The 22,655-nt window shown below is 63.3% G+C and carries 16 protein-coding genes and 3 tRNA genes; 11 read left to right on the top strand and 8 right to left on the bottom strand.

Annotated features, from left to right (window positions below; translation table 11 throughout):
• Positions 1-11: 11 nt before the first annotated feature.
• The 4 genes from AB4Z38_RS01875 to bcp all read right to left on the bottom strand — a co-directional run bounded on the left by AB4Z38_RS01875 (position 12) and on the right by bcp (position 4,069).
• Entirely contained in the window at positions 12-1,517 is a 1,506-nt protein-coding gene (locus AB4Z38_RS01875; RefSeq protein WP_441428132.1) for a malate:quinone oxidoreductase, read from the bottom strand.
• A gap of 79 nt (positions 1,518-1,596) precedes the next feature.
• On the bottom strand, positions 1,597-3,264 hold the full coding sequence (locus AB4Z38_RS01870; protein WP_441428131.1) for an ABC transporter substrate-binding protein: 1,668 nt from the start codon (positions 3,262-3,264) through the stop codon (positions 1,597-1,599).
• A 131-nt stretch (positions 3,265-3,395) separates the two neighbouring features.
• Positions 3,396-3,477: transfer RNA gene (locus AB4Z38_RS01865), tRNA-Leu, on the bottom strand.
• A 118-nt stretch (positions 3,478-3,595) separates the two neighbouring features.
• On the bottom strand, positions 3,596-4,069 hold the full coding sequence (bcp, locus tag AB4Z38_RS01860) for a thioredoxin-dependent thiol peroxidase (RefSeq protein WP_441428130.1): 474 nt from the start codon (positions 4,067-4,069) through the stop codon (positions 3,596-3,598).
• A 108-nt stretch (positions 4,070-4,177) separates the two neighbouring features.
• Between bcp and AB4Z38_RS01855 the strand changes: the two genes are divergently transcribed.
• Complete coding sequence (locus tag AB4Z38_RS01855; RefSeq protein WP_441428129.1) at positions 4,178-4,666, top strand: MarR family winged helix-turn-helix transcriptional regulator; 489 nt, start codon at positions 4,178-4,180, stop codon at positions 4,664-4,666.
• A 98-nt stretch (positions 4,667-4,764) separates the two neighbouring features.
• On the opposite strand, the gene AB4Z38_RS01850 is transcribed toward AB4Z38_RS01855, so the two are convergent.
• From AB4Z38_RS01850 to AB4Z38_RS01835, 4 genes are all read right to left on the bottom strand, one after another.
• A tRNA-Lys gene (locus AB4Z38_RS01850) sits at positions 4,765-4,840 on the bottom strand.
• A 70-nt stretch (positions 4,841-4,910) separates the two neighbouring features.
• Positions 4,911-4,986, bottom strand: a tRNA-Lys gene (locus AB4Z38_RS01845).
• 113 nt (positions 4,987-5,099) lie between these two features.
• Positions 5,100-6,209 carry a PQQ-dependent sugar dehydrogenase gene (locus AB4Z38_RS01840; protein WP_441428128.1) on the bottom strand — a complete coding sequence of 370 codons (1,110 nt, stop codon included), beginning with the start codon at positions 6,207-6,209 and terminating at the stop codon, positions 5,100-5,102.
• A gap of 57 nt (positions 6,210-6,266) precedes the next feature.
• Positions 6,267-7,376, bottom strand: a complete 1,110-nt coding sequence (locus AB4Z38_RS01835; protein ID WP_441428127.1) for a sunset domain-containing protein — start codon at positions 7,374-7,376, stop codon at positions 6,267-6,269.
• A gap of 314 nt (positions 7,377-7,690) precedes the next feature.
• Here AB4Z38_RS01835 and ilvD point away from each other — a divergent pair, with 314 nt between their 5' ends.
• The 10 genes from ilvD to AB4Z38_RS01785 all read left to right on the top strand — a co-directional run bounded on the left by ilvD (position 7,691) and on the right by AB4Z38_RS01785 (position 22,586).
• The gene (ilvD, locus tag AB4Z38_RS01830; RefSeq protein ID WP_441428126.1) at positions 7,691-9,412 is read left to right on the top strand and encodes a dihydroxy-acid dehydratase; all 1,722 of its coding nucleotides are present in this window, start codon (positions 7,691-7,693) and stop codon (positions 9,410-9,412) included.
• Between the two features lie 407 nt (positions 9,413-9,819).
• Entirely contained in the window at positions 9,820-11,721 is a 1,902-nt protein-coding gene (locus tag AB4Z38_RS01825) for an acetolactate synthase large subunit (protein WP_441428125.1), read from the top strand.
• Between the two features lie 2 nt (positions 11,722-11,723).
• A complete protein-coding gene (ilvN, locus tag AB4Z38_RS01820; protein WP_028264679.1) occupies positions 11,724-12,236 on the top strand; it encodes an acetolactate synthase small subunit in 513 nt (170 codons plus the stop codon).
• An 80-nt stretch (positions 12,237-12,316) separates the two neighbouring features.
• Positions 12,317-13,342 carry a ketol-acid reductoisomerase gene (ilvC, locus tag AB4Z38_RS01815; protein ID WP_078108575.1) on the top strand — a complete coding sequence of 342 codons (1,026 nt, stop codon included), beginning with the start codon at positions 12,317-12,319 and terminating at the stop codon, positions 13,340-13,342.
• A 184-nt stretch (positions 13,343-13,526) separates the two neighbouring features.
• Positions 13,527-15,122, top strand: a complete 1,596-nt coding sequence (gene serA, locus AB4Z38_RS01810) for a phosphoglycerate dehydrogenase (protein WP_236811602.1) — start codon at positions 13,527-13,529, stop codon at positions 15,120-15,122.
• 210 nt (positions 15,123-15,332) lie between these two features.
• Complete coding sequence (locus AB4Z38_RS01805) at positions 15,333-18,137, top strand: ABC transporter permease (protein WP_441428124.1); 2,805 nt, start codon at positions 15,333-15,335, stop codon at positions 18,135-18,137.
• Entirely contained in the window at positions 18,134-18,889 is a 756-nt protein-coding gene (locus AB4Z38_RS01800; RefSeq protein ID WP_441428123.1) for an ABC transporter ATP-binding protein, read from the top strand. Before AB4Z38_RS01805 ends, AB4Z38_RS01800 begins: the two co-directional genes overlap by 4 nt.
• Before the next feature lie 77 nt (positions 18,890-18,966).
• A complete protein-coding gene (gene metG, locus AB4Z38_RS01795) occupies positions 18,967-20,526 on the top strand; it encodes a methionine--tRNA ligase (protein WP_441428122.1) in 1,560 nt (519 codons plus the stop codon).
• A 434-nt stretch (positions 20,527-20,960) separates the two neighbouring features.
• The gene (locus AB4Z38_RS01790) at positions 20,961-21,725 is read left to right on the top strand and encodes a hypothetical protein (protein WP_441428121.1); all 765 of its coding nucleotides are present in this window, start codon (positions 20,961-20,963) and stop codon (positions 21,723-21,725) included.
• A gap of 72 nt (positions 21,726-21,797) precedes the next feature.
• Positions 21,798-22,586 (top strand): class F sortase, encoded by a 789-nt coding sequence (locus tag AB4Z38_RS01785; protein WP_441428120.1) that lies wholly within the window; start codon positions 21,798-21,800, stop codon positions 22,584-22,586.
• Positions 22,587-22,655 lie beyond the last annotated feature (69 nt).

Raw genomic sequence — 22,655 nt, 5'->3', positions numbered from 1 at the left:
CCGGACGGTTGCTAGTGCTGAACGGCGTCGGCAGGCTCAAGTTGGAGCGAACGGGCAGTGCTCGCTTCCAGCTCGGTCGCAAGGTCCGGATTGTCGTTCAGTTTGACGCCGTAGCCCGGCATCATTTCCTTGAGCTTGGACTGCCAGCCCTTGAAGTTCTTCGGGAAGGACCGCTGGAGCATCTCGATCATGATCGGGACTGCGGTGGAAGCGCCGGGGGAGGCGCCAAGCAGTGCTCCGATGGAGCCGTCGCGAGCCGTGATGACTTCGGTGCCGAACTGCAGCACCCCGCCCTTCTTGGAGTCCTTCTTAATGATCTGCACCCGCTGGCCTGCGGTGATGAGCTCCCAGTTGCCGCCGTCGGCCTGGGGGTAGTACTCGCGGAGGGACTCCACCTTGGCATCGTGGCGCTTGGCGACTTCCTTGATCAGGTACGCCGTCAGGTCCATGTTGTCCTTGGCCACGGCCAGCATCGGGATGATGTTGCTCGGGCGGATGGACAGCGGCAGGTCAAGGTAGCTGCTCGTCTTGAGGAAGTTGGTGGAGAAACCGGCGTACGGGCCGAAAAGCAGGGAACGCTTGCCGCCAACGTAGCGGGTATCAAGGTGCGGTACGGACATGGGCGGGGCGCCCACCGAGGCCTGGCCGTAAACCTTGGCGCTGTGCTGGCCGGCAATGGCCTCGTCGGTGCAGCGGAAGAATTGCCCGGATACCGGGAAACCGCCATAGCCCTTGCTTTCCGGTATGCCCGATGCCTGGAGCAGGTGGAGTGCTCCGCCGCCGGCGCCGACAAAGACGAACTTGGCGTGGATCTGGCCGTGTTCGCCGGAAGCGGGGTGCTTGAGCGAAAGGTCCCAGCCGCCGTCGGAGGCTTTGCTCACATTGGTGACGTCGTGGCCATAGTTGACTTCAACGCCGTTGGCAGCGAGGTAGCCGGTCAGTTCGCGGGTCAGGGCGCCGAAGTCGACGTCGGTGCCTTCCGCGGCGCGGGTGGCGGCAACGCGCTGCTTGGCGTCGCGGCCCCTTACGATGAGCGGAGCCCACTTGGCGATCTGTGCCTGGTCTTCCGTGTATTCCATGCTGCGGAAGAGCGTGTTGGGTTTGAGCGCCTCGTAGCGGGTCTTGAGGAAGTCTGCGTGCTTGTCGCCGATGACGAAGCTCATATGCGGAACGGTGTTGATGAAGCCCTTGGGGGAGCCGATCAACTTGTTGTCCACGAGGTGGGACCAGAACTGCCGGGAAAGCTGGAATTGCTCGTTGATGTGGAGGGCCTTGGACGGGTCAACGGAGCCGTCCTTCGCTGCAGGCGAGTAATTAAGCTCACAGAGCGCTGCGTGCCCGGTTCCCGCGTTGTTCCACGGTCCGGAGCTTTCCAGGCCGGCTTCGTCAAGTCGCTCAAAGAGGGAGATGGTCCAGCTGGGTTCGAGTTGCTTGATGAACGCACCCAGGGTTGCGCTCATGATCCCGCCCCCAATAAGGACGACGTCAGCGTGGTGTGTCTTGGAAATGAAGGTCACGATCAATCTCCGATAGCGGCGGCACTGGCTGTCACAGAATATCCCCGCGTGGGCGCATAACTGAAATTGCGGCGGGACGTCAAGACTTCAGCCGAACGTTTGTAAAAACTTCGTTTAAGACAGGCGACGCGGGGTACTTCTCGACGCGGTCGGAAAGGGCCAAAGCCGAGATGGGGAAGGCGATGGGTACTGCCGGGACGGTCGCAGCGATCTGGGCATTGATGGTCTGGTACTGGGAGTTGCGGTCAGCGCCGTCGGGGAGTCCCCGGGCCCGGTCGATCTTTGAGAACACTTGTGGATCGCTGTAGCCGAACTCCCCGTTGTTTTCACCGAAGAGCGTGCCCACGAAGTTGTCCGGGTCCGCGTAGGCGCCATTCCAGCCGAGCAAATGGAGCGCATGGTCACCGGGGGATTGGACCTTCTGGAGGTAGCCGTCGTCCCAATTCACGGGCACCGGCTTGATGTTCAGTCCGATGGCGGTGAGCTCCGCGCTGATCTCCGCGTAGATCTTCTCCGGAGTGGGAAGGTAGGCGCGCGTGACATTGAGCGGGTAGTAGAACTTGAGTTCCTCGCCTTTGTAGCCGGACTTGGCGAGCAGTTGCTTGGCCTTGTCCGGGTCGTATCCCAAGGACGGTGCGTTGTTGTTGAAGCCGCTCAGCTTGGGGGGAACGAACTGGGTCGCCGGTGACGTGTTGTCGATGAAGAACTTGTGGATGAGGGTGTCTTTGTCGATGGCCATCTCGATTGCCTGGCGCACCCCAAGATTCTGGAGGGGCGCCACGGACTCGTTCATCCCCAGGTACATCACGGAGAACGGATCCCGTTGGACGATCTGCATGCCCTTCTTGACCAGTTGGTCGAAGGTGCCGGCGGTGACGAGGTCGTAGCCGTCGATGGTTCCTGCGAGCAGGGCCTGGAGCCGGGCCTGCGGATAGTCGAACGGAATGAAGTTGACCGTGGCTATCTCGCCGCGGTCGCCCCAATAGCCCTTGTAGCTGGTGAGTGTGATGCGGTTTTGGCTCCATGAGGAGAAAACGTAAGGGCCCGTGCCCACCGGGTGGGAGGCGTAGGCCGACGCCGGTTGTCCTGACAGTTTCTTGTCCAGGACGTCGGCCTTGCCGTCGGCCATTGCTTTCGGCGATGACATCGCGAACGCCGGCAGCGTCAAGGCCTGAAGGAACCCCGTGAAGGGCTTCGCCAGGTTGATTTGGACGTGGTCGGGAGCGACAACCTTGCAGTTCTTGAAGAGCGAAAGCGAAGCGTCGTCCGAGAAGGATTTGAAGACGCTCTTGAATGCGATGCCCGGTGCCTGCTGGCGCACGGTCGCAGGGAAGTTGAACCAACGGTTGAAGTTGCTGCAGACGGCGGCGGCGTCAAAGACGGTTCCATCGTGGAAGGTGACTTTTGACCGCAACTTAAAGTCGTAGCTGAGTCCGTCATTCCCTTGCGACCAAGAGGTGGCAAGCAGGGGAGTTGGTTGGCCAGTGGACGCGTCGACCCCTACGAGGCCTTCCATCACTTGCCGGGTGATGCGATACGACTCGGAGTCGTTCGTCACGGCGGGATCGAGCCCAAGCGGCATCGACGGGGTGCCGAAGTTGAAAGTCTTGCTTGGCTCTGCCGAAGCGCTGCCCGCAGCCGATGTCGACGGTGTCGGTCCAGGACTTACCGTGCACGAGGTCAAGGCCACGGCCAGAAGGCCCGCGCCGATTTGTAGCGTGACTCGGCGAAGCTTGCTGCTTACCACTCTTGTCCCCTCAAGGCAGTTGGACGGGCTGGGGCCCGGCAGCCGGACCGCAGCCCAGTCTAGTTCAGGGCACTGAGTCCCAGCTGGAAACAGGAAGTGCCCCGGCCAGGGACCGGGGCACTTCCTGAATGTGCGCAAGGGGGGACTTGAACCCCCACGCCCGAAGGCACAGGAACCTAAATCCTGCGTGTCTGCCAATTTCACCACTCGCGCTGGTGTTTGGTACCCGGACCGGGATCCAGGGATTCCCGCTCCGGTCATATACCGCCCTCCATTGTACCCGCGGTTTCGCGCGAGCCGTTGCAGCCTCGCCCATGCGGCTGTGCGGTGGCTACTTGTCGAGTTTGAGGTCCCTGCGGAGTTTGGCGACATGGCCGGTGGCCCGCACGTTGTATTGGGCCACGGCCACCTTGCCGTCGGGGTCCACCACGATCGTTGAGCGGATCAGCCCTTGGTAGGTGCGCCCGTAGTTCTTCTTCTCGCCCCAAGCCGCATAGGCGTCAGCCACGTGGTGCCCTTCGTCGGACAGCAGGGGAAAGGTCAGTGACTCTTCGGCCGCAAACTTTTCCAGATCCTTCACCTTGTCCGGAGAGATGCCAAGCACGTCGTAACCGGCGGCCTGAAGGGTTGCGAGCGAATCGCGGAAGTCGCAGGCCTGCTTGGCACATGCGGGCGTGGAAGCCGCGGGGTAGAAGTAGATGACCGTATTGCGGCCGCGGTGGGAGGCCAGGCTCACCTCGAGACCCCGGTGGTCCTTGAGAGTGAAGTCCGGCGCAGTGTCGCCCGGAATGAGTCGTTCAGCCATTTGTGCTCCTTGCTAGCGTTCGCGATCACTCAGCTTAGTGACGGGCTGGTCGCTTCACGAATTGAACCCCGGCCTGAACCGCCCGCAGCGGTCTATATACTGGCCCTTATGCCTGATATGGAACGGTGGCCCACCGGGCGCCTGCTCTCCACGGCCGCGCGACTCGTGGAGCATGCCTGGAACGAGAAACTGCGCGGTATGGACCTGACCCATGCCGGGGTCATTGTCATGGAAGTACTTGCCGTCAACGGACCGACCACCCAGTCGATGCTCGCACAGATTGTCAGGGTTCAGGCTCAGACAATGGGGAAGACGCTCACCAGGCTGGAGGCCCACGGCCACGTCAGCCGCGCCCGCAGCGTGTCCGACCGCCGGAGCCAAGTGGTCAGGTTGACCCAGGCAGGGGAGCACACCCTCGGGCTCGCCACGCAGTTGGAGCGCGAAGTGCTTGCACCTGTACCCGTGGACACCGCCAAACTGCGGCGGGAGCTCCAGTCGCTGGTACGCGAACTGGCGAACAACCATTCCTCGGCAGTCGTAAACGACATTGTGGCAGCAGCGGATTCAGTCGCGGCGCCGGGCGAAGCCTCCAACTAGGCTTCCGCAGCCCTTGCCGGCGAAGCTGGTCCGGGGCGAAGCAGGCCGAAAGCAAAAAGATCCCTGGACAGCCATTCAGCCATCCAGGGATCTTCCCTTGGTGCACCCCCCGGGACTTGAACCCGGAACCCATTGATTAAGAGTCAATTGCTCTGCCAATTGAGCTAGAGGTGCAATTGTTTGTTGCTCGCAACGCAAAGAAATAACCCTTGAGCGGTTGCTGCCGCTCAAGGGTCCTTCCCTTTGGTGCACCCCCCGGGACTTGAACCCGGAACCCATTGATTAAGAGTCAATTGCTCTGCCAATTGAGCTAGAGGTGCATTTGTCGATTTCGATCAGCTGAGGGCTTTTCTTCCCTCGTTGATCTCCGCAACGACATGTAACTCTACACGACACTTGCCGAAGTGTGAAATCGGCCCGGGCCTCCTGCGCGTCACCGGCGGGGAGGCTTCAGGACCAGTGCAAAGTCAGGGTTTTGGTTGTTGCTGAGGACCCAAAGTGTGCCGTCCGGCGCAAGCGAAACGTCCCGTAGGCGTCCATAGCCTGCTGTGAGGTATGCCACGGGATTCCCCGCCGTTTCTCCATTCAGCGGTACCGTCCACAGACGCTGCCCGCGCAGTGCGCAGGTGAACGCCGTTCCGTCCACGATTTCCAGTCCGCTCGGCGAGGCATCCGCCGTCGACGGCCAGACCACTTTGGCGTCGATGTAGCCGGTGCGGCCGGGCGCCCCGGTCACTTGTGGCCAACCGTAGTTGCCGCCCGCTTCGATGAGGTTGAGTTCGTCGTTGACGTCGGGTCCGAATTCGCTCGCCCACAGCCTCCCGGAGCTGTCCCATGCCAGACCTTGCACATTGCGATGCCCGTAGCTGTAAACGGGGTTGTTGCCGAACGGGTTGCCCGGCGCGGCTTTCCCCTCGGGGGTGAGCCGCAGGATCTTCCCGCCGAGCGCATTCCGGTCCTGTGCCCGCTCCGGATGCTGCGCATCGCCCGTGCCGACGTAGAGGAACCCGTCGGGGCCGAAACGGATGCGCCCGCCGTTGTGGGTCGAGGCTTTGGGAATGCCGGAGAAGATGACTTCGGGTGTGCCGAGACCCAACCGCCCGTCCGCGGCCTGCTCGAGGCGGGTGCGCGAAATCCGGTTGTCCGATTCAGCGGTGAAATAGGCGTAGAGCAGGCGGTCACTGGCGAACGTCGGGGAGAGCGCCAGCCCCAGCAGTCCGCCTTCGCCGCCGGGCACGACGCCGGGAAACTCGCCTACCGTCGTGGCAAGATCGTTCCGGACCGATTTGATCAGCATGGTGTCGCGTTCGGAGATGATGGCAGTGCCGTCGTCGAGGAACACGATGGACCACGGGAGTGTCAGGTTGAGGTCAAGCTTCCGAAGCAACTCCGGTCCGTTGCCTTGGCCGGGCCCTGGACCCGGAGGACTCCCTGTGCAGGCGTTCAGTAGCAAAGCGGCGAGGCATGCCACGGCTGTCGCAGCCCGGACAAGCGCAAGGCGGGACCGGAAAACGCTCCCGGAACCCGCCTTTGCCTGGTTCATTAGTTGTCCTGCTTGCAGGGCCGCTTACTTCCCTGGGTCTTCAGGTCCTGGGGGCTCTCAGCGGCGGTTCCTGCGAGGCGGCCGGAAACCCGCTGCCTCGGCATGGGCGCTCGAAATGAACCAGACTTCGGCCTTGACTTCGTCGTAGGACGGGCTGTCTTCATCGTGGTAGGTCATGGTGTCCGCGTTGCCTTTGACTGTGTAGCCGTCGGGGCCGCTCCCGTCAGCGCCTGCCGCAGCCGAGCCTTCACCGTACGGCTGCTCGGCGGCGAGATGCCCGCCCAGCGGCGACGCGCCCGCGGAATCCTGGGCCAGGGTGGTTGCCTCAACAGGCACCGGGACCGCGACGGGAGTTTCGGCCTGGTCTTCTTGCACCCCTTCCGCCGTGTCGACGGCCTCCGCCGCGGCGGATTCCGCACCGGGAAGCGTCGCTGCGTGGGCGTCCGTGTATTCGCGGTGGTGGATCGGAACGGGGGCCGCGGGTGCGCCGCCTTCGCTCCAGGTGGCTTCCCACTCGGCGCTGTCGGCCAACTGTCCGGGGGTGGCTGGTTCCGTGCTCGACGACGGCGGAGCGCCGGCAGCGGCGGGAGCGGCGGGTCCGCCGTCGGCCGCTGTAACGTCGTCGGCCGTCACGCCTCCCTCAAGTTCCGGCTCGGCAGCAACCGGCCCGGCGGCCTCGGAAAGTGCGGCTTCGGAAACTGCGGCCTCGGAAAGTGCGGCTTCGGAAACCGCGTCCTCGGACAGCACGGGTTCCGAGAGCGTGGGCTCCTCGAACACGGGTTCTTCCGCAGAGGTTCCGGACGCGGAGGACTCTTCCGGGGCGGCCATTCCGGTCTTGAGGGGAGGGTCGGGGCGCTCCCAGTCGTCGACGTCGACGCCGCCCACCTCAGTTGCCGCTTCCGGCCCGGCTTCGGGTGCGGGCTCGGCTTCGGGTGCGGCCGTGCGTTGCTCAGCCAGGTCTTGTTCAGCGGTCGCGGCCGCTGCCACCAATGGGGCGGAACCCGTCAAGGCGGCTGCTGTGACGTCCATCTGTGGAGAGGAGGCGGTCGGCGACGGTGAAGCCGGGGCCATGGCTCCCGAGGAAGACTTCGCGCTATTGCGGCTCAGGAGCCACCAAACAATCGCGACGATCAACACGATGACGATGACCCAGATCAACCAATCCATGGGAGGAGCCCTTCTGTCTGTTCAATTAGCGCATGTCTGTTCAATTGGCGCATGTCTGTTCGAGTGGCGCAGTTGTCGTGATTTGACGTTACGTCCGTGTCACGGGGCTGTCTAGGTTAGTCAATCGATTCGCGGCCTTTAGCGCGCCCGCGTTCCTGTCCGATGGAACCGCGGCCGGCAATGAGACTGATGTCTCACATATCGAGACGACTGTCCATTATTTGAATGAAATATTGAATGAAATAGCGCTAAATTCGCCTTAACCCACCAATCATGTTCGTTGGCCACAGCTCAAGAGTCATAGACTCGTGCCCATGAGTGACCACACCCCAATTGCGACAGACAACCAGCCGGACATCAAGCCACGCAGCCGGGTCGTAACGGACGGCATCCATGCCGCCCCCGCGCGAGGCATGTTCCGGGCCGTAGGCATGGGCGATGACGACTTCGCCAAGCCGCAAATCGGCGTCGCGAGTTCGTGGAACGAAATTACGCCGTGCAACCTCTCGCTGAACCGACTCGCCCAGGGCGCCAAGGAAGGCGTTCACGCCGGCGGTGGTTTCCCGATGCAGTTCGGCACCATTTCCGTTTCGGACGGCATTTCCATGGGCCACGAGGGCATGCACTTTTCCCTTGTCTCGCGCGAAGTCATTGCCGACTCCGTTGAAACCGTCATGCAGGCCGAGCGCATTGACGGCTCCGTTTTGCTGGCCGGCTGCGACAAGTCCCTCCCGGGCATGCTGATGGCAGCCGCCCGCCTGGATCTCGCCAGCGTCTTCCTTTACGCCGGTTCCATCATGCCGGGCTGGGTCAAGCTCGAGGACGGCTCGGAAAAGGAAGTCACCCTCATTGATGCCTTCGAGGCCGTGGGCGCGTGCGCCGCTGGCAAGATGAGCAAGGGGGACCTGGACCGCATCGAACGCGCCATCTGTCCCGGCGAAGGCGCCTGCGGCGGCATGTACACGGCCAACACGATGGCGTGCATCGGCGAAGCCCTCGGCATGTCCCTGCCGGGCTCGGCTGCCCCGCCCTCGGCAGACCGCCGTCGTGATGACTTTGCCCGCAAGTCCGGCGAAGCAGTGGTCAACCTGCTCCGCCTCGGCATCACCGCCCGGGACATCATGACCAAGAAGGCGTTCGAGAACGCCATCGCCGTCACCATGGCCTTCGGTGGTTCCACCAACGCCGTCCTGCACCTGCTCGCGATCGCCCGGGAAGCCGAGGTCGACCTGACCCTGGATGACTTCAACCGCATCGGCGACAAGATCCCGCACCTGGGCGACCTCAAGCCCTTCGGCCGCTACGTCATGACCGACGTCGACAAGATCGGCGGCGTGCCGGTCATCATGAAGGCGCTGCTCGACGCCGGTCTGCTGCACGGGGACTGCCTGACGGTCACGGGCAAGACACTTGCCGAGAACCTGGCCTCCATCAACCCGCCGGACCTCGACGGCAAGATCCTGCGCGCCCTGGACAACCCGATCCACAAGACCGGCGGCATCACCATCCTGCACGGTTCCATGGCCCCGGAAGGTGCGGTCGTAAAGAGCGCCGGCTTCGACGCCGATGTCTTCGAAGGAACCGCCCGCGTGTTCGAACGCGAGCAGGGTGCCCTCGACGCCTTGGACAAGGGTGAGATCAAGGCCGGGGACGTCGTCGTGATCCGTTACGAAGGACCCAAGGGCGGCCCGGGCATGCGTGAGATGCTCGCCATCACCGGCGCCATCAAGGGGGCGGGCCTGGGCAAGGACGTGCTACTGCTGACCGATGGCCGCTTCTCGGGCGGTACCACCGGTCTCTGCATCGGGCACGTTGCGCCAGAAGCCGTCGACGGCGGACCCATCGCCTTCGTCAAGGACGGCGACAAGATCCGCGTGGACATCGCCGCCCGTTCCTTCGACCTCCTGGTGGACGAAGCCGAACTCGAGTCCCGCAAGACCGGCTGGGAGCCCCTCCCTGCCAAGTTCACCAAGGGCGTCCTCGCCAAGTACGCCAAACTGGTGCACAGCGCCTCCACAGGCGCGTACTGCGGCTGATTCCGGGCTCCGGCCCAACTGACTCGCACTTGTTGTCGTTTTGACGCCTCATAACGACAACAACTGCGAGTCAGTTGGGCGGCCGGGGTAGGACCAGTCCGTGGACAATGGGGTCCACATAGTGAGATGAGATCTTCACCGTTTGACACTTATCTCACAAAGAGGGAACACTGAACGCATGATCGCATTCGTTACTGTCGGCGCCACCGTGGGCACTGTCGTACTTACCAAGCGCGTGGCCTCCTAGCCCGACTGGTAACGAACCGTCACGCGCAACCCCTCGAAGAGCCGCAAGGCTGAGGGGTTTTTTTATTTCCCGCAGGGGACGGCGCGAAGCAAGAACCCGAATGAACGCAGTACCCACGCAGTAACTTTCACTAATTGAAGATCCCCAAAGGAAGAGTCCGATGAGCAAAGGATCGCCGATCAGCCCCTCGCTGATGGCTGCAAAGTCCGCTGGAGCCCCCAAGGCTCCGGAAAAGGTCGACCGCACGGCTGACGCCGTCGTCGACAATGCTGCAACTCTCTCTCCTGTACTCGGGCCGAACAACGTTGTACCCCCAACGGTGATGACCGGCTCGGAAGCTATTGTCCGCTCGCTCGAAGAACTCGGCGTGGACGATATTTTTGGTTTGCCCGGTGGCGCGATCCTCCCCACCTATGACCCTTTGATGGCCTCCAAGATGAATCACGTCCTGGTCCGTCACGAACAGGGAGCCGGCCACGCAGCCCAAGGCTACGCCATGGTTACCGGACGGGTTGGCGTCTGCATCGCCACCTCGGGCCCCGGTGCCACCAACCTCGTTACCGCCATCATGGATGCCCACATGGACTCCGTGCCCCTCGTTGCCATTACCGGCCAGGTATCGGCTTCGGTCATTGGCACGGATGCTTTCCAGGAAGCAGACATCGTCGGCATCACCATGCCGATCACCAAGCATTCCTTCCTTGTGACGGATCCAAATGACATTCCGCATGTCATGGCCGAAGCCTTCTACCTTGCCAGCACCGGGCGTCCCGGTCCGGTACTGGTGGACATCGCCAAAAACGCCCAGCAGGGCACCATGACCTTTTCCTGGCCACCCAAGATCGATTTGCCGGGCTATCGGCCGGTGGTTCGTGGCCACAACAAGCAGGTGCGCGAGGCTGCCCGGCTGATTGCTGCGGCACGCAAGCCTGTCCTGTATGTCGGTGGGGGTGTGGTCAAGGCGCACGCTTCGGCCGAACTACGCGAACTCGCAGAGCTGACCGGCGCACCCGTGGTGACCACCCTCATGGCCCGCGGCGCGTTCCCGGATTCCCACCCGCAGCACGTCGGCATGCCGGGCATGCACGGCACGGTTTCCGCGGTCACCGCACTGCAGCAGTCCGATCTGCTGATCACCCTCGGTGCGCGCTTCGATGACCGGGTGACAGGTGTCCTCAGCACCTTCGCTCCGCACGCCAAGATCATCCACGCGGACATCGACCCCGCGGAGATTTCCAAGAACCGCACGGCTGACGTTCCGATCGTGGGCTCCGTCAAGGAGATCATTCCGGAACTGAGCGAGGCCGTCCGGAACGCTTTCGAACAGTCCGGCACCCCGGACCTCGACGGTTGGTGGGCGTTCCTCAACAACCTCCGCGATACCTACCCCCTGGGTTGGACTGAACCGGACGACGGACTCAGTGCCCCCCAGCGGGTCATCGAACGCATTGGTGCGCTCACGGGTCCGGAAGGCATCTACGTTGCAGGCGTTGGCCAGCACCAAATGTGGGCCGCCCAGTTCATCAAGTACGAGCGTCCCCATGCTTGGCTCAACTCCGGCGGTGCCGGCACCATGGGTTATGCCGTGCCGGCAGCCATGGGCGCCAAGGTCGGCGAACCCGACCGGGTGGTCTGGGCGATCGACGGCGACGGCTGCTTCCAGATGACCAACCAGGAATTGGCCACCTGCGCCATCAACAAAATTCCCATCAAGGTTGCCATCATCAACAACTCCTCGCTGGGCATGGTGCGCCAGTGGCAGACCCTCTTCTATGAAGGCCGCTACTCCAACACCGACCTGAACACCGGCCACGACACCGTCCGTATCCCGGACTTCGTCAAGCTGGCAGACGCGTACGGCTGTGCCGCGTTCCGCTGCGAGCGGGATGAGGACATCGACGCAACCATCCAGAAGGCCTTGGAAATCAATGACCGTCCCGTGGTCATCGACTTCGTGGTCAGCCCGAACTCCATGGTGTGGCCGATGGTCCCCTCCGGAGTCTCGAACGACCAGATCCAGGTTGCCCGCAACATGACCCCGGAATGGGAAGAGGAGGACTAGCCATGAGCCGCCACACACTGTCCGTTCTGGTCGAAGACAAGCCCGGCGTGCTGACCCGCGTGGCCAGCCTCTTCGCCCGGCGGGCCTTCAACATCAACTCCCTGGCCGTCGGCCCCACCGAGGTGTCCGGGATTTCCCGGATGACCGTCGTCGTCGACGCCGATGGCGACCTCATCGAGCAGGTCACCAAACAGCTCAACAAACTGATCAACGTGATCAAGATTGTCGAGCTGACTTCAGAATCTTCCGTGCAACGTGACCACATCCTGGTCAAGGTACGTGCGGATGCCGCGACACGCCTGCAGGTCACCCAAGCTGCAGACTTGTTCCGTGCCTCAGTGGTTGACGTTTCCACAGACTCGGTGGTCATTGAGGCAACCGGGACCCCGGAAAAGCTTGCAGCGCTGCTTTCAGTGCTTGAGCCGTTCGGCATCCGCGAAATAGTGCAGTCCGGCACCTTGGCCGTTGGGCGGGGATCCCGCTCCATGAGTGACAGGGCTTTGCGCAGCGCTTAGGCACGGTCCTAGGTACTGCGAAGTAGCCCGATACCGAACCACAGACAATATCTACAAACCACTCAAGAGGAGTTACGCAAGTGACTGAAATGTTCTACGACGACGACGCAGACCTGTCGATCATCCAGGGTCGCAAGGTTGCCATTGTCGGCTACGGTTCCCAGGGCCACGCCCACGCGCTGAACCTGCGCGACTCCGGCGTCGAGGTTGTCATCGCGCTCAAGGAAGGCTCGAAGTCGATCGCCAAGGCCGAGGACGCAGGCTTCACGGTCAAGAACGTTGCCGACGCCGCCGAATGGGCCGACGTCATCATGATTCTGGCGCCGGACCAGCACCAGCGCGCGATCTACAACGACTCCATCAAGGACAAGCTGACCGCCGGGAAGGCCCTTGCCTTCGCCCACGGCTTCAACATCCGCTTCGGCTACATCGAGGCGCCCGAGGGCGTTGACGTCATCCTGATCGCCCCGAAGGCTCCGGGCCACACCGTGCGCCGCGAATTCGAAGCCGGCCGCGGTATCCCGGACATCATCGCCGTCGAGCAGGACGCTTCCGGTTCCGCTTGGGAACTGGCCAAGTCCTACGCGAAGGCAATCGGCGGCACCCGCGCCGGCGTCATCAAGACCACCTTCACCGAAGAGACCGAAACCGACCTCTTCGGCGAGCAGGCTGTCCTGTGCGGCGGTGTCTCCCAGCTGATCCAGTACGGCTTCGAGACCCTGACGGAAGCCGGCTACCAGCCGCAGATCGCCTACTTCGAGGTTCTTCACGAGCTCAAGCTCATCGTTGACCTCATGTGGGAGGGCGGCATCGCCAAGCAGCGCTGGAGTGTTTCCGACACCGCAGAGTACGGCGACTACGTCTCCGGTCCGCGCGTCATCGACCCCCGGGTCAAGGAAAACATGGCCGGCGTCCTCGCCGACATCCAGTCCGGTGCCTTCGCCAAGCGTTTCATCGACGACCAGGACAACGGCGCAGTCGAGTTCAAGGAACTGCGGGCCAAGGCAGAGCAGCACCCGATCGAGGGTGTCGGCCGCGAGCTGCGTTCCCTGTTCTCCTGGCAGCAGCAGGACGAGGACTACGTCGAAGGCTCAGCAGCCCGCTAGTCAAGGCACCCGTTGAAGCCGCGGCAGGAGCCGTAGCAATTCAACACAGAACGCCGTTCGGGATAGGCTCGAAATGAAGCCGCCCGGCATGGAGGCCGGACCCGGTATACCGGGTCCGGCCTTCGTCGTCAAAGAATCGTTTCACCAAAACCCCACCTGAAAAAGAGAGCTAAAGAGGTCACCGGTGACTAGCACCAAGCCAGTAGTACTCCTCGCTGAGGAACTTTCGCCCGCCACGATCGAGGCCCTTGGTCCGGACTTCGAGATCCGCCAAACCGACGGCGCGGACCGCTCCCAGCTGCTCTCCGCAATCGTCGACGTCGACGCCATCCTCGTGCGTTCAGCCACCCAGGTGGACGCCGAGGCAATTGCCGCAGCCAAGAACCTCAAGATCATCGCACGTGCCGGTGTCGGCCTGGACAACGTAGACATCAAGGCCGCCACCCAGGCCGGTGTCATGGTGGTCAACGCCCCGACGTCGAACATTGTGTCCGCCGCCGAACTTACGGTCGGCCACATCCTCAGCCTCGCCCGCCATATCCCGCAGGCCAGTTCCGCCCTGAAGGGCGGCGAGTGGAAGCGCTCCAAGTACACGGGCATCGAACTCTTCGAGAAGAAGATCGGCATCATCGGCCTCGGACGCATCGGAGCGCTCGTGGCTGCCCGCCTCCAAGGCTTCGAGACCGAAATCCTCGCCTACGACCCCTACATCACCTCCGCACGCGCGGCGCAACTCGGCGTCAAGCTCGTCACCCTGGACGAGCTGCTTGAGAAGTCGGACTTCATCACCATCCACATGCCCAAAACCCCGGAAACCGTGGGCATGCTGGGCGCCGATGCCTTCAAGAAGATGAAGGAAACGGCCTACGTTGTCAACGTCGCCCGTGGCGGCCTGATCGACGAGGAAGCCCTCCACGAGGCTTTGGAAGACGGCCAGATCGCCGGCGCCGGCATTGACGTTTTCGTCAAGGAGCCGAGCACCGACCTTCCCTTCTTCGGCATGGACAATGTCATCGTGACGCCCCACCTCGGCGCGTCCACGGACGAAGCCCAGGAAAAGGCCGGCGTCTCCGTGGCGAAGTCCGTGCGCCTCGCCCTCGCCGGCGAACTCGTCCCGGATGCAGTCAACGTTGCAGGTGGCGTGATCGCTTCCGACGTCCGCCCCGGAATCCCGCTGATCGAGAAGCTCGGCAGGATCTTCACTGCCCTGACCCACGCATCCCTGACGCAGATCGACGTCGAGGTCGCGGGCGAAATCGCCAGCCTGGACGTGAAGGTCCTTGAGCTGGCAGCGCTCAAGGGAGTGTTCGCCGACGTCGTGACCGAGCAGGTCTCCTACGTCAACGCCCCCGTCATCGCCGAGCAGCGCGGTATCAACACCCGCCTGATCACGACGCCGGAAGCCGAGGACTACCGCAACGTCCTGACTATCCGCGGGGCACTGAGCGACGGCTCCCAGATTTCCGTGGCGGGCACGCTCACCGGGCCCAAGCAGGTCCAGAAGCTCGTAGGCGTCAACGGCTACGACGTCGAAATCCCGATCAGCGAGCACTTGGTGGTTGTTTCCTACGCGGACCGGCCCGGTGTCATCGGTACCATCGGCCACATCCTGGGCATGAACAACATCAATATCGGTGGCATGCAGGTGGCCCGCCAGAGCGAAGGCGGCCAGGTCTTGGCGCTGCTGACGATCGACACTTCGGTGCCGCAGCAGGTCCTTGAAGCCATCAAGGCAGGCATCGGCGCCGACATGGTTCGTGAAGTGGATCTGGAGGACTAGCGTCCTCACCGTTTGAGCTAGAAAAGTGTGCCGCAGTTCACATCGGCCACATATCATTGGCCGGTCTGCCTACAATGGCTTGGTCCGAAATTCGGAACCGGCGGCAGGCCGGCCAATAACTTTTGCACGCACCCGGTGGATTTCTCTTGCCTCGGCATGGTTCCAGGGACAGCAGTGTGCACACCCGCAATCCAGGACTCAGGGAGCCCTATGAACGCCGTCCAGAGGTTCATCCGAAGCCGTGTGCTTCTGTTGACCGCGGCCATTTTGATCGTCGCCATGTGTTTGTCCGTATTCATCCAGAGCCAGTCGCAGGCCGCGCTGAACCGGACAGTGGATGAGAACTCACGCGGCCTGTACGACATCCTGGTCCAGGCCAAGTCCGCGAATACGAAGGACGGCGGGGCACTCCTCCAGCCGGATATCGCGAACGGGCAGGGCGGCATCAGCTTCCCGCAACTCGAGAAGATCCGTGGGCTGAGCGGTGCGTCCGTCGCGGCACCCATCAGCCTCGTTTCCCGGGTGACGCAGAACCTGGAAACCCCGCGTCTCGATGCAATGGACTACCTCGGCTACAACGCCGGGCTGGCCGGCGGAGCCACAGCGGGAGATCCGACCGGAACGGACTCCAAGAGCTGGCCCGCGCCGGAATCCGTGCTTCCCGCGCAGCCCAAGAAGTACCGCCTGACCGCCACTGCCGTGAGCTCCGACGGAGTGTCCCAGCAAACCCTCTTCCAGACCAGTGCTGAAGGCACGCTCGGCAAGGGGCAGGTCGTAGAGCAGCAGACTGCCGGGGGCAAGAGCATCCGCATCGCCGGCCCTGCGGGGGAGACCGGCATTAAGTTCCCTGCTCCTGCCGGTGGCTCGGAACACAACCTCTTCAATCTTTCGGTGGCGCTGCCCATGGCTCCACAGGTCACCGAGTCGGTGGTCGCCGTCGACCCGACCGCTGAACGCGCCCTCTTGGGCTCGGCCGGAGACTTCCTCGCGCCGCTGCAAAAGGCGCCGCCGGCGGACACCCGCAACGCCGGTGCCATCGGCCGCTACTTCGAACAACTCTTCGCCAAGAGCCCTACGCAGCAGGAACTCGAACAAGGGCCGGATTTCATGGGTGTCAAGCTCAAATACTGGGCACCCCTCATGACCCAGTACCAGCAGGCAAAGCTGTCCGGGCAGATCACGGATGCCTCGCAGGCCATTCCTTTGATCGTCCGGCAGGGAACTTCACTGGATCTGAAATACTCGGTCAAGATCGAGGAAATCGATGATTCGGGCAAGGTCGTCAACGACGTCGGCACAGTCTCGCGTTCCTTGGACAAGGACTACCTGCCCTTCGTGTCAAAGTCGCCGTTCGCCCTGTCATGGCCAGGATCCACGGACCACAGCCAGTTGCTGGGCAACATGGGCAACTTCAGCCAAGGCCTGTACCAGCCAGCCCAGTGGAGCACGGACTTCGCAGCCGCACCCAAGTACAAGGACGGCGAAACCTCCGCGAATGGAGCCGTCGGCAAGTCCGCCACCCCGGGGGACTGGGTTACCGTCAACAAGCTGCCCGAGAAATCGGCTTTCGGGGCAATTGTGGACCAGAGCCAGCGCAAGCCTGTCGACGAGCGCTCGTACCGGGAGAACCTTTCCACAGGATCGAAGCCCGCTACCCCGCTGCCGATGGTCTACGGGACGTTTGATCCGGCCCAGATCCAGAAAGCAGCAGGCGACGTCAACAAGCTGCCCCTGGGTGGCTACGATCCGGCCCCGATGACGCTCCAGAAGGACGCGTCCGGCAATGACACCCCAGTTAAGGGCCTCAAGCCCTCGCTGAGCGACACGGGCCTGGTCAGCCAGTCTGCCGGGGCGATTACCGACTACTACGGCCTTGCTGCCGCGCGCGGTTACGATTCCAACGCCAACGTGATCGATGCGGTCCGGGTCCGCGCCAGCGCGCCGGGCAACTGGAAGCAAGCCCAACCGGAGGTCGACAAGCTCGCAGCCCAGATCCGCGACATGGGTCTCGAAGCCACAGTGGTGGCCGGCTCCGCGCGTGAAGACGCCAACATCTTCGTCCCGGGATACTCCAAGGACGACGCCGGCAAGGAATCCGCACTGGGCACCGTCCAGCAGTCGTGGGTGCGGCAGGATGCCGCCGATGCCGTTTCCGGTTCCCTGACGGGCACCAACATCACCCTCCTCTTCCTGACGCTGTGCGGAGCCACCCTCCTGACCGGCGCTTCCACAGTCAGCTATATCCGCCAGCGACGCAGCGAGGCGGGGATCCTCCGTGCCATGGGCTGGACCCAAAGGAAGATCCGCAGTTGGGTCCTGGAGGAATTCGGCATCGGTGCGGGGATCGTTGCCGTGGCAGGAATCGCGCTGAGCCTTCTGAGCTGGAATCTGGCTACGGTCATTGTTTCCGCGTCCGTGCTGCTCATTTACTGCGCTGCCGCCTACATCGCAGCCCAGCAATTGCGGCACCGGGACGTCGTTGACCAGGAACCCCAACACGATGAACGCCTCATCGCGGTGGATTCACCGCTGACGTTTGCGTACCGCCAACTGGTCACCCACCGTTTCAGCTCAGTAGCGCTGGCCGTGGCCGTCGGCGTGTTCGGGGCGGCCGTCGGTGCCCTGATCGCCCTGCTCATCGACATCCCGCGCGCAGCTGGAGCCAGCGCCCTCAGCGGGCTTGCCTCCGCTACCGTCGCGCTGCCGAGTGTCATCCTGGCAGTCTGCGGGGTGCTCGTGGGCCTCGTGCTGACCCTGGTCACGGGCCGGTTCGAACTCCATGCCAGGCGCGAGCAGCTCGGCACGCTCCGGGCCATGGGCTGGAACCCGGACATGCTGGGGCAGGTCCGATTCTTCGAAAATGCCTTGGTCGGAGCCGTGGCCCTGATCCTGGGCGTCCTGGGGGCGCTGGGCCTGGGCCTGTTGCTCGCTCCTTATGCCGCACTTTGGGCCGCCTTGGCCGGAGTGTTGGCCGTAATTTGCTGGATTCCCATTGCAACGAAAGTGGTCAAATGACTGACAATCTCGAACCCGATCTGACCGCGACCACGGAATCCACCGACGAGTCGTTCCAGACCCGCGCCAACACCATCGTGCGGGCGGCGGACCACGGTATGCCCCTGCAGTTGAGCAACATCACCATCCGCTACGGCGGCGACAAGGGTGGCGCGGAGCCAGTCACCGTCGTCGAGGACTTCAACCTGAGCCTGCACGCCGGTGAGATGCACTGCGTCGCCGGGCGAAGCGGCTCAGGCAAGACCAGCATCCTGACAGTGGGAGCGGGACTGACGCTTCCGACGTCGGGCCGTGTCCTCTGGGAGGGCGACTCCCTCGAGAAGATGGGCGACGACGAAATCGCCGACCGCCGCCGCGCCCTGATCGGGTACGTGGACCAGGGCGGCGCCCTGATCGACGGCATGAGCGCTTTGGAGAATGTGCTGTTGCCGGCCGTTCCCGACGGCGAAGTGGAGCAGCGCACCGAAATGGCCAAGGACCTGCTGGACCTTGTGGGGCTGGGCCGGCGTATGCGCCACCGTCCGGCACAGCTGTCCGGCGGTGAGCGCCAGCGTGTCGCGATCGCCCGGGCCTTGATCCTGGGCACCCGCGTCCTGGTGGTCGACGAACCAACGGCCAGCCTGGACCGTACCTCGGCAAACCGCATCATCAGCATCCTGAAGGACACCACCAAGGACGGGATTGCCGTGCTCGTGGCGTCGCACGACCACGAGCTTGTCAGGCTCAGCGATACGCTGACTGAATTGAACTAATAGCCGATGCCTCCGGACCGGCCGTCGCATGCGACCGGTCCGGTCTTTCCATCTCCAAGAGAAGGTAACTTCGTAGCGTGACGTCTCCAGATAAACCCCCGTTCTACATCACCACCGCCATTACGTATCCGAACGGCGAGCCGCATATCGGGCATGCCTACGAGTACATCGCCACCGACGCGATGGCCCGGTTCAAGCGCCTCGATGGCTATGACGTGATGTTCCTGACCGGTACGGACGAGCACGGCATGAAGATTGCCCAGGCGGCGGAGAAGGAAGGCATCACGCCGAAGGAACTCGTGGACCGGAATGCCGAAATCTACAAGGCCGCCCACGCTGCCTTGGGCATTACCTACGACCGCTTCATCCGCACCACGGACGCCGATCACTACGCCGCTTCCCAGGCCATCTGGAAGAAGATGGAAGTCAAGGGGGACATTTACCTGTCCAAGTACGAGGGCTGGTACTCGGTCCGCGACGAGGCTTATTACACCGAGGACGAGACCGTACTGAAGGACGACGGCGTCCGCTACTCGCGCGGTACCGACACCGAAGTGACGTGGACTGCGGAGGAGAGCTACTTCTTCCGCTTGTCCTCCTACCAGGACAGGTTGTTGGCCTTGTACGAGGAGCAGCCGGAATTCGGCGCGCCCCAGTACCGCTTCAACGAGGTCATCAGCTTCGTCAAGCAGGGGCTGCAGGACTTGTCCATCAGCCGGACGACCTTCGACTGGGGCGTCCCGGTGCCGGGGAACGACAAGCACGTTATGTACGTGTGGGTTGATGCCCTGACCAATTACCTGACGGGCATCGGCTACCCGGATGCCGAATCGGAGGCGTTCCGTAAGTTCTGGCCCGCGGACGTCCACGTCATCGGCAAGGACATCTCGCGGTTCCATGCGATCTTCTGGCCCGCCTTCCTGATGAGCGCGGGCCTGGAACTGCCGAAGCGCGTCATGATCCATGGCTTCCTGACCAACAATGGTGTCAAGATGTCGAAGTCCCTCGGCAACGTGGTGGCGCCCAAGGATTTCGTCGAGCAGTACGGCCTGGACCAGGTGCGTTTCTTCTTCCTCCGCGAAGTGCCCTTCGGCGCCGACGGCAGCTACAACCACGAGGCGATCGTGGGCCGCATGAACGCAGACCTCGCCAACAACTTCGGCAACCTGGCCCAGCGTTCACTGTCCATGGTGGCCAAGAACTGCGAAGGCAAGGTTCCCGTTCCCGGCGATTTCTCGGCAGAGGACACCGCGCTGCTTTCCCAGGCCGCCGGACTGCTGGACGTGGCCCGCGCCGCTTTCGAGAAGCAGGAATTCAGCCGAGCCCTCGAGGCAATCTGGGCCGTGCTGGGCGACACCAATGCGTACTTCGCCGAGCAAGCCCCGTGGGTGCTGCGCAAGACCGACGTCGAGCGCATGAACACAGTCCTGTACGTCACGCTGGAGGTTGTCCGCATCGTGGCGATCCTCACCCAGCCGGTCATGCCGACGTCGGCCGCCAGGCTGCTTGACGTCCTGGGACAGCCGGAAGGCGAGGCCCGCCAGTTCGCGGCCATCGCAACGCCGATCGTCCCCGGCACTGAGCTCCCGGCCCCGGCCCCGGTCTTCCCGCGTTACGAGGAGCCTGCCGAGTCCTAGACGCCCGCTCACTTATATCGCCTTTTGGGCGGACGCCCGCTCACATACGCGGTGCGTGACACCCCTTCACCTCGCCGGGTGAGGGGGTGTTTCTTTCCCGTCACATGACTGGTCGGTGTTCAGCGGCGGATCCGTCGGGTGGCTGGACTTCCAAGTGGTACCTTCGCGCCGGCGGGTGGAGATCCAGCCGGAGCAGGTAGCGGCCGGGACAAGGCGGCCTGGATCCTACCTGTAAACGCGTACCCGCCACTCGCGTTAATTAGTAGCCGGAAACCTAGCCTGAAAAGCAAGCGAACTGATGACACTTTCTGGGGAGTAACTGTCAAGATTCATCTCGCTTGTTGAGGTCTCCCGTATTTGTCTTTCCTGGGTCTCGAAGACGGTTACTCCGCAAAGTCTGGTCAGCTCGAACCTGATGTGGTTGGAGGACCGAAATGAGACGAACTATTGCCACCATGGGGGTTGTGGGCCTGGGATTGCTGGGTGCCACAGTGTCGGCGAACGCTGCACCCTCAGACAAGATCACCATCTGCCACGCCACCCATTCGGCGTCGCATCCTTACGTAGCAGTCACCATCAGCCTGACGGCGCTGTCCGGGCATGTCGCAGACACTGCCGACATCGTTCCCGTAAACGCGGGCGACTTTATGCCCAACGGTCAAAACCTGACCCCGGAAAACATCGCCATCCTTAACGCCGGTTGCGTCGTGACGAGCCCGCCGGTGGATCCGGTGGTCAGCCCGCCGGTGACGGACCCGGTGGTCAGCCCGCCGGTGACGAGCCCGCCGGTGGATCCGGTGGTCAGCCCGCCGGTGACGAGCCCGCCGGTGGATCCGGTGGTCACCCCGCCGACGGACCCGGTGGTCAGCCCGCCGGTGACGAGCCCGCCGGTGGATCCGGTGGTCAGCCCGCCGGTGGAGCAGGCAGGGCCCGTGGCCCCACCGGTCGTCACGCCTGTGGTTCCACCCGTCGCTGTGCCGGCAGCCCCCGTGCCTGCAGCCATCGCTCCGGCCGCGGCAGGTGCAGGGGCCGCAGCCGCCCCGGTAACCAACGTGGGCTACAACGTCCAGACGGCCGTTGGCGGGAAGGCGGACGCAGGTATCCCCGGTTGGCTTGCCGGCCTGACTGGTCTCTTCGGCGCAGTGGCCGCGTTCGTAATCGTGAGGAGCGGTGTGCGGGTACGGAAGGCCGCCCGCTAGGCAAACCCCGGTGGGTGCCGCAATACGATGTGCGGCACCCAACCACCTGCTCCACCATCCCGAGGAGTGATCATGGCCAGTCACCGCTACACGCGGCAGTCTCGCGCGGTGGGGATCCGCGGCCAGCTGGTCAGTTCCAGGGATCTTTTCGTGTTGGCGATCTGCGTCGGGGGGCTGCTTGCGTCCTGGCTGGTCTATGGCGTATCCGGTCCCGCGAACCCGGCCGCATTCGGCGCGGGGCAGACGGCAGGGACGTCCCTCGTGATCGCCCCGGCCGTCCCGTTGCCTTCGCCCCAGGGTTCTGCGCCCGATTCCGTCGCAGGGCAACGGGCGCTTTCGTCGCCGGCTCCTGTGAACAAGCCAGAGGCGAACCGTGCGGCGGTGGGCGCTCCGGCCACTGGGGCGGGAACGCCTCTACCTGCGGCTTCGGCCCCATTGCAGATTACATACCCGGCGGTTGGCCTCAATGTGGTGGTTCACCCGCTGCGACCGGACCCCGCTGGCGGGCAGAGCATTGAGCCGCCAGAGACGATGGACGGATATTGGCTCAGTACGTTCGGAACCCCCGGGGCGGGATCAACGAATACCACCTACGTCATCGGGCACAGTTGGGAAGGTCTCGATGCGCCGTTCAACCATCTCAGCACGGCAGCAGCCCCCGGGGATGAGCTCAAAGTGGTCACGGCAACCGGAGCGATGACATACAAAGTCGAATCCGTCACGACATACACAAAATCGACCTTGAAGGACAGTCCCATCTGGACGGCGGTGCCCAACCGCCTGGTCCTGATCAGCTGCTACACGCAGGATCTCTGGGGCAAGAATGTCGCGGTGGTTGCTTCACCTGTTCCCGGCCGTTGAGGAAAACTGAATGGATTCCGAATGGTGAGACGATTTTGACCAACATGTGGATGCATTGGCAGTCTGAAA

This window comes from Arthrobacter sp. 2RAF6 (assembly GCF_052115205.1).
Lineage (GTDB): Bacteria > Actinomycetota > Actinomycetes > Actinomycetales > Micrococcaceae > Arthrobacter.
This window is presented reverse-complemented; position numbering and strand designations above follow the sequence as displayed.

Excerpts from the sequence above, each read along its gene's own strand:
- bcp (WP_441428130.1), bottom strand. The coding sequence starts at position 4,069 with ATGGCTGAACGACTCATTCCGGGCGACACTGCGCCGGACTTCACTCTC.
- AB4Z38_RS01855 (WP_441428129.1), top strand. The coding sequence starts at position 4,178 with ATGCCTGATATGGAACGGTGGCCCACCGGGCGCCTGCTCTCCACGGCC.
- AB4Z38_RS01840 (WP_441428128.1), bottom strand. The coding sequence starts at position 6,209 with ATGAACCAGGCAAAGGCGGGTTCCGGGAGCGTTTTCCGGTCCCGCCTT.
- AB4Z38_RS01835 (WP_441428127.1), bottom strand. The coding sequence starts at position 7,376 with ATGGATTGGTTGATCTGGGTCATCGTCATCGTGTTGATCGTCGCGATT.
- ilvD (WP_441428126.1), top strand. The coding sequence starts at position 7,691 with ATGAGTGACCACACCCCAATTGCGACAGACAACCAGCCGGACATCAAG.
- AB4Z38_RS01825 (WP_441428125.1), top strand. The coding sequence starts at position 9,820 with ATGAGCAAAGGATCGCCGATCAGCCCCTCGCTGATGGCTGCAAAGTCC.
- ilvN (WP_028264679.1), top strand. The coding sequence starts at position 11,724 with ATGAGCCGCCACACACTGTCCGTTCTGGTCGAAGACAAGCCCGGCGTG.
- AB4Z38_RS01805 (WP_441428124.1), top strand. The coding sequence starts at position 15,333 with ATGAACGCCGTCCAGAGGTTCATCCGAAGCCGTGTGCTTCTGTTGACC.
- AB4Z38_RS01800 (WP_441428123.1), top strand. The coding sequence starts at position 18,134 with ATGACTGACAATCTCGAACCCGATCTGACCGCGACCACGGAATCCACC.
- AB4Z38_RS01790 (WP_441428121.1), top strand. The coding sequence starts at position 20,961 with ATGAGACGAACTATTGCCACCATGGGGGTTGTGGGCCTGGGATTGCTG.
- AB4Z38_RS01785 (WP_441428120.1), top strand. The coding sequence starts at position 21,798 with ATGGCCAGTCACCGCTACACGCGGCAGTCTCGCGCGGTGGGGATCCGC.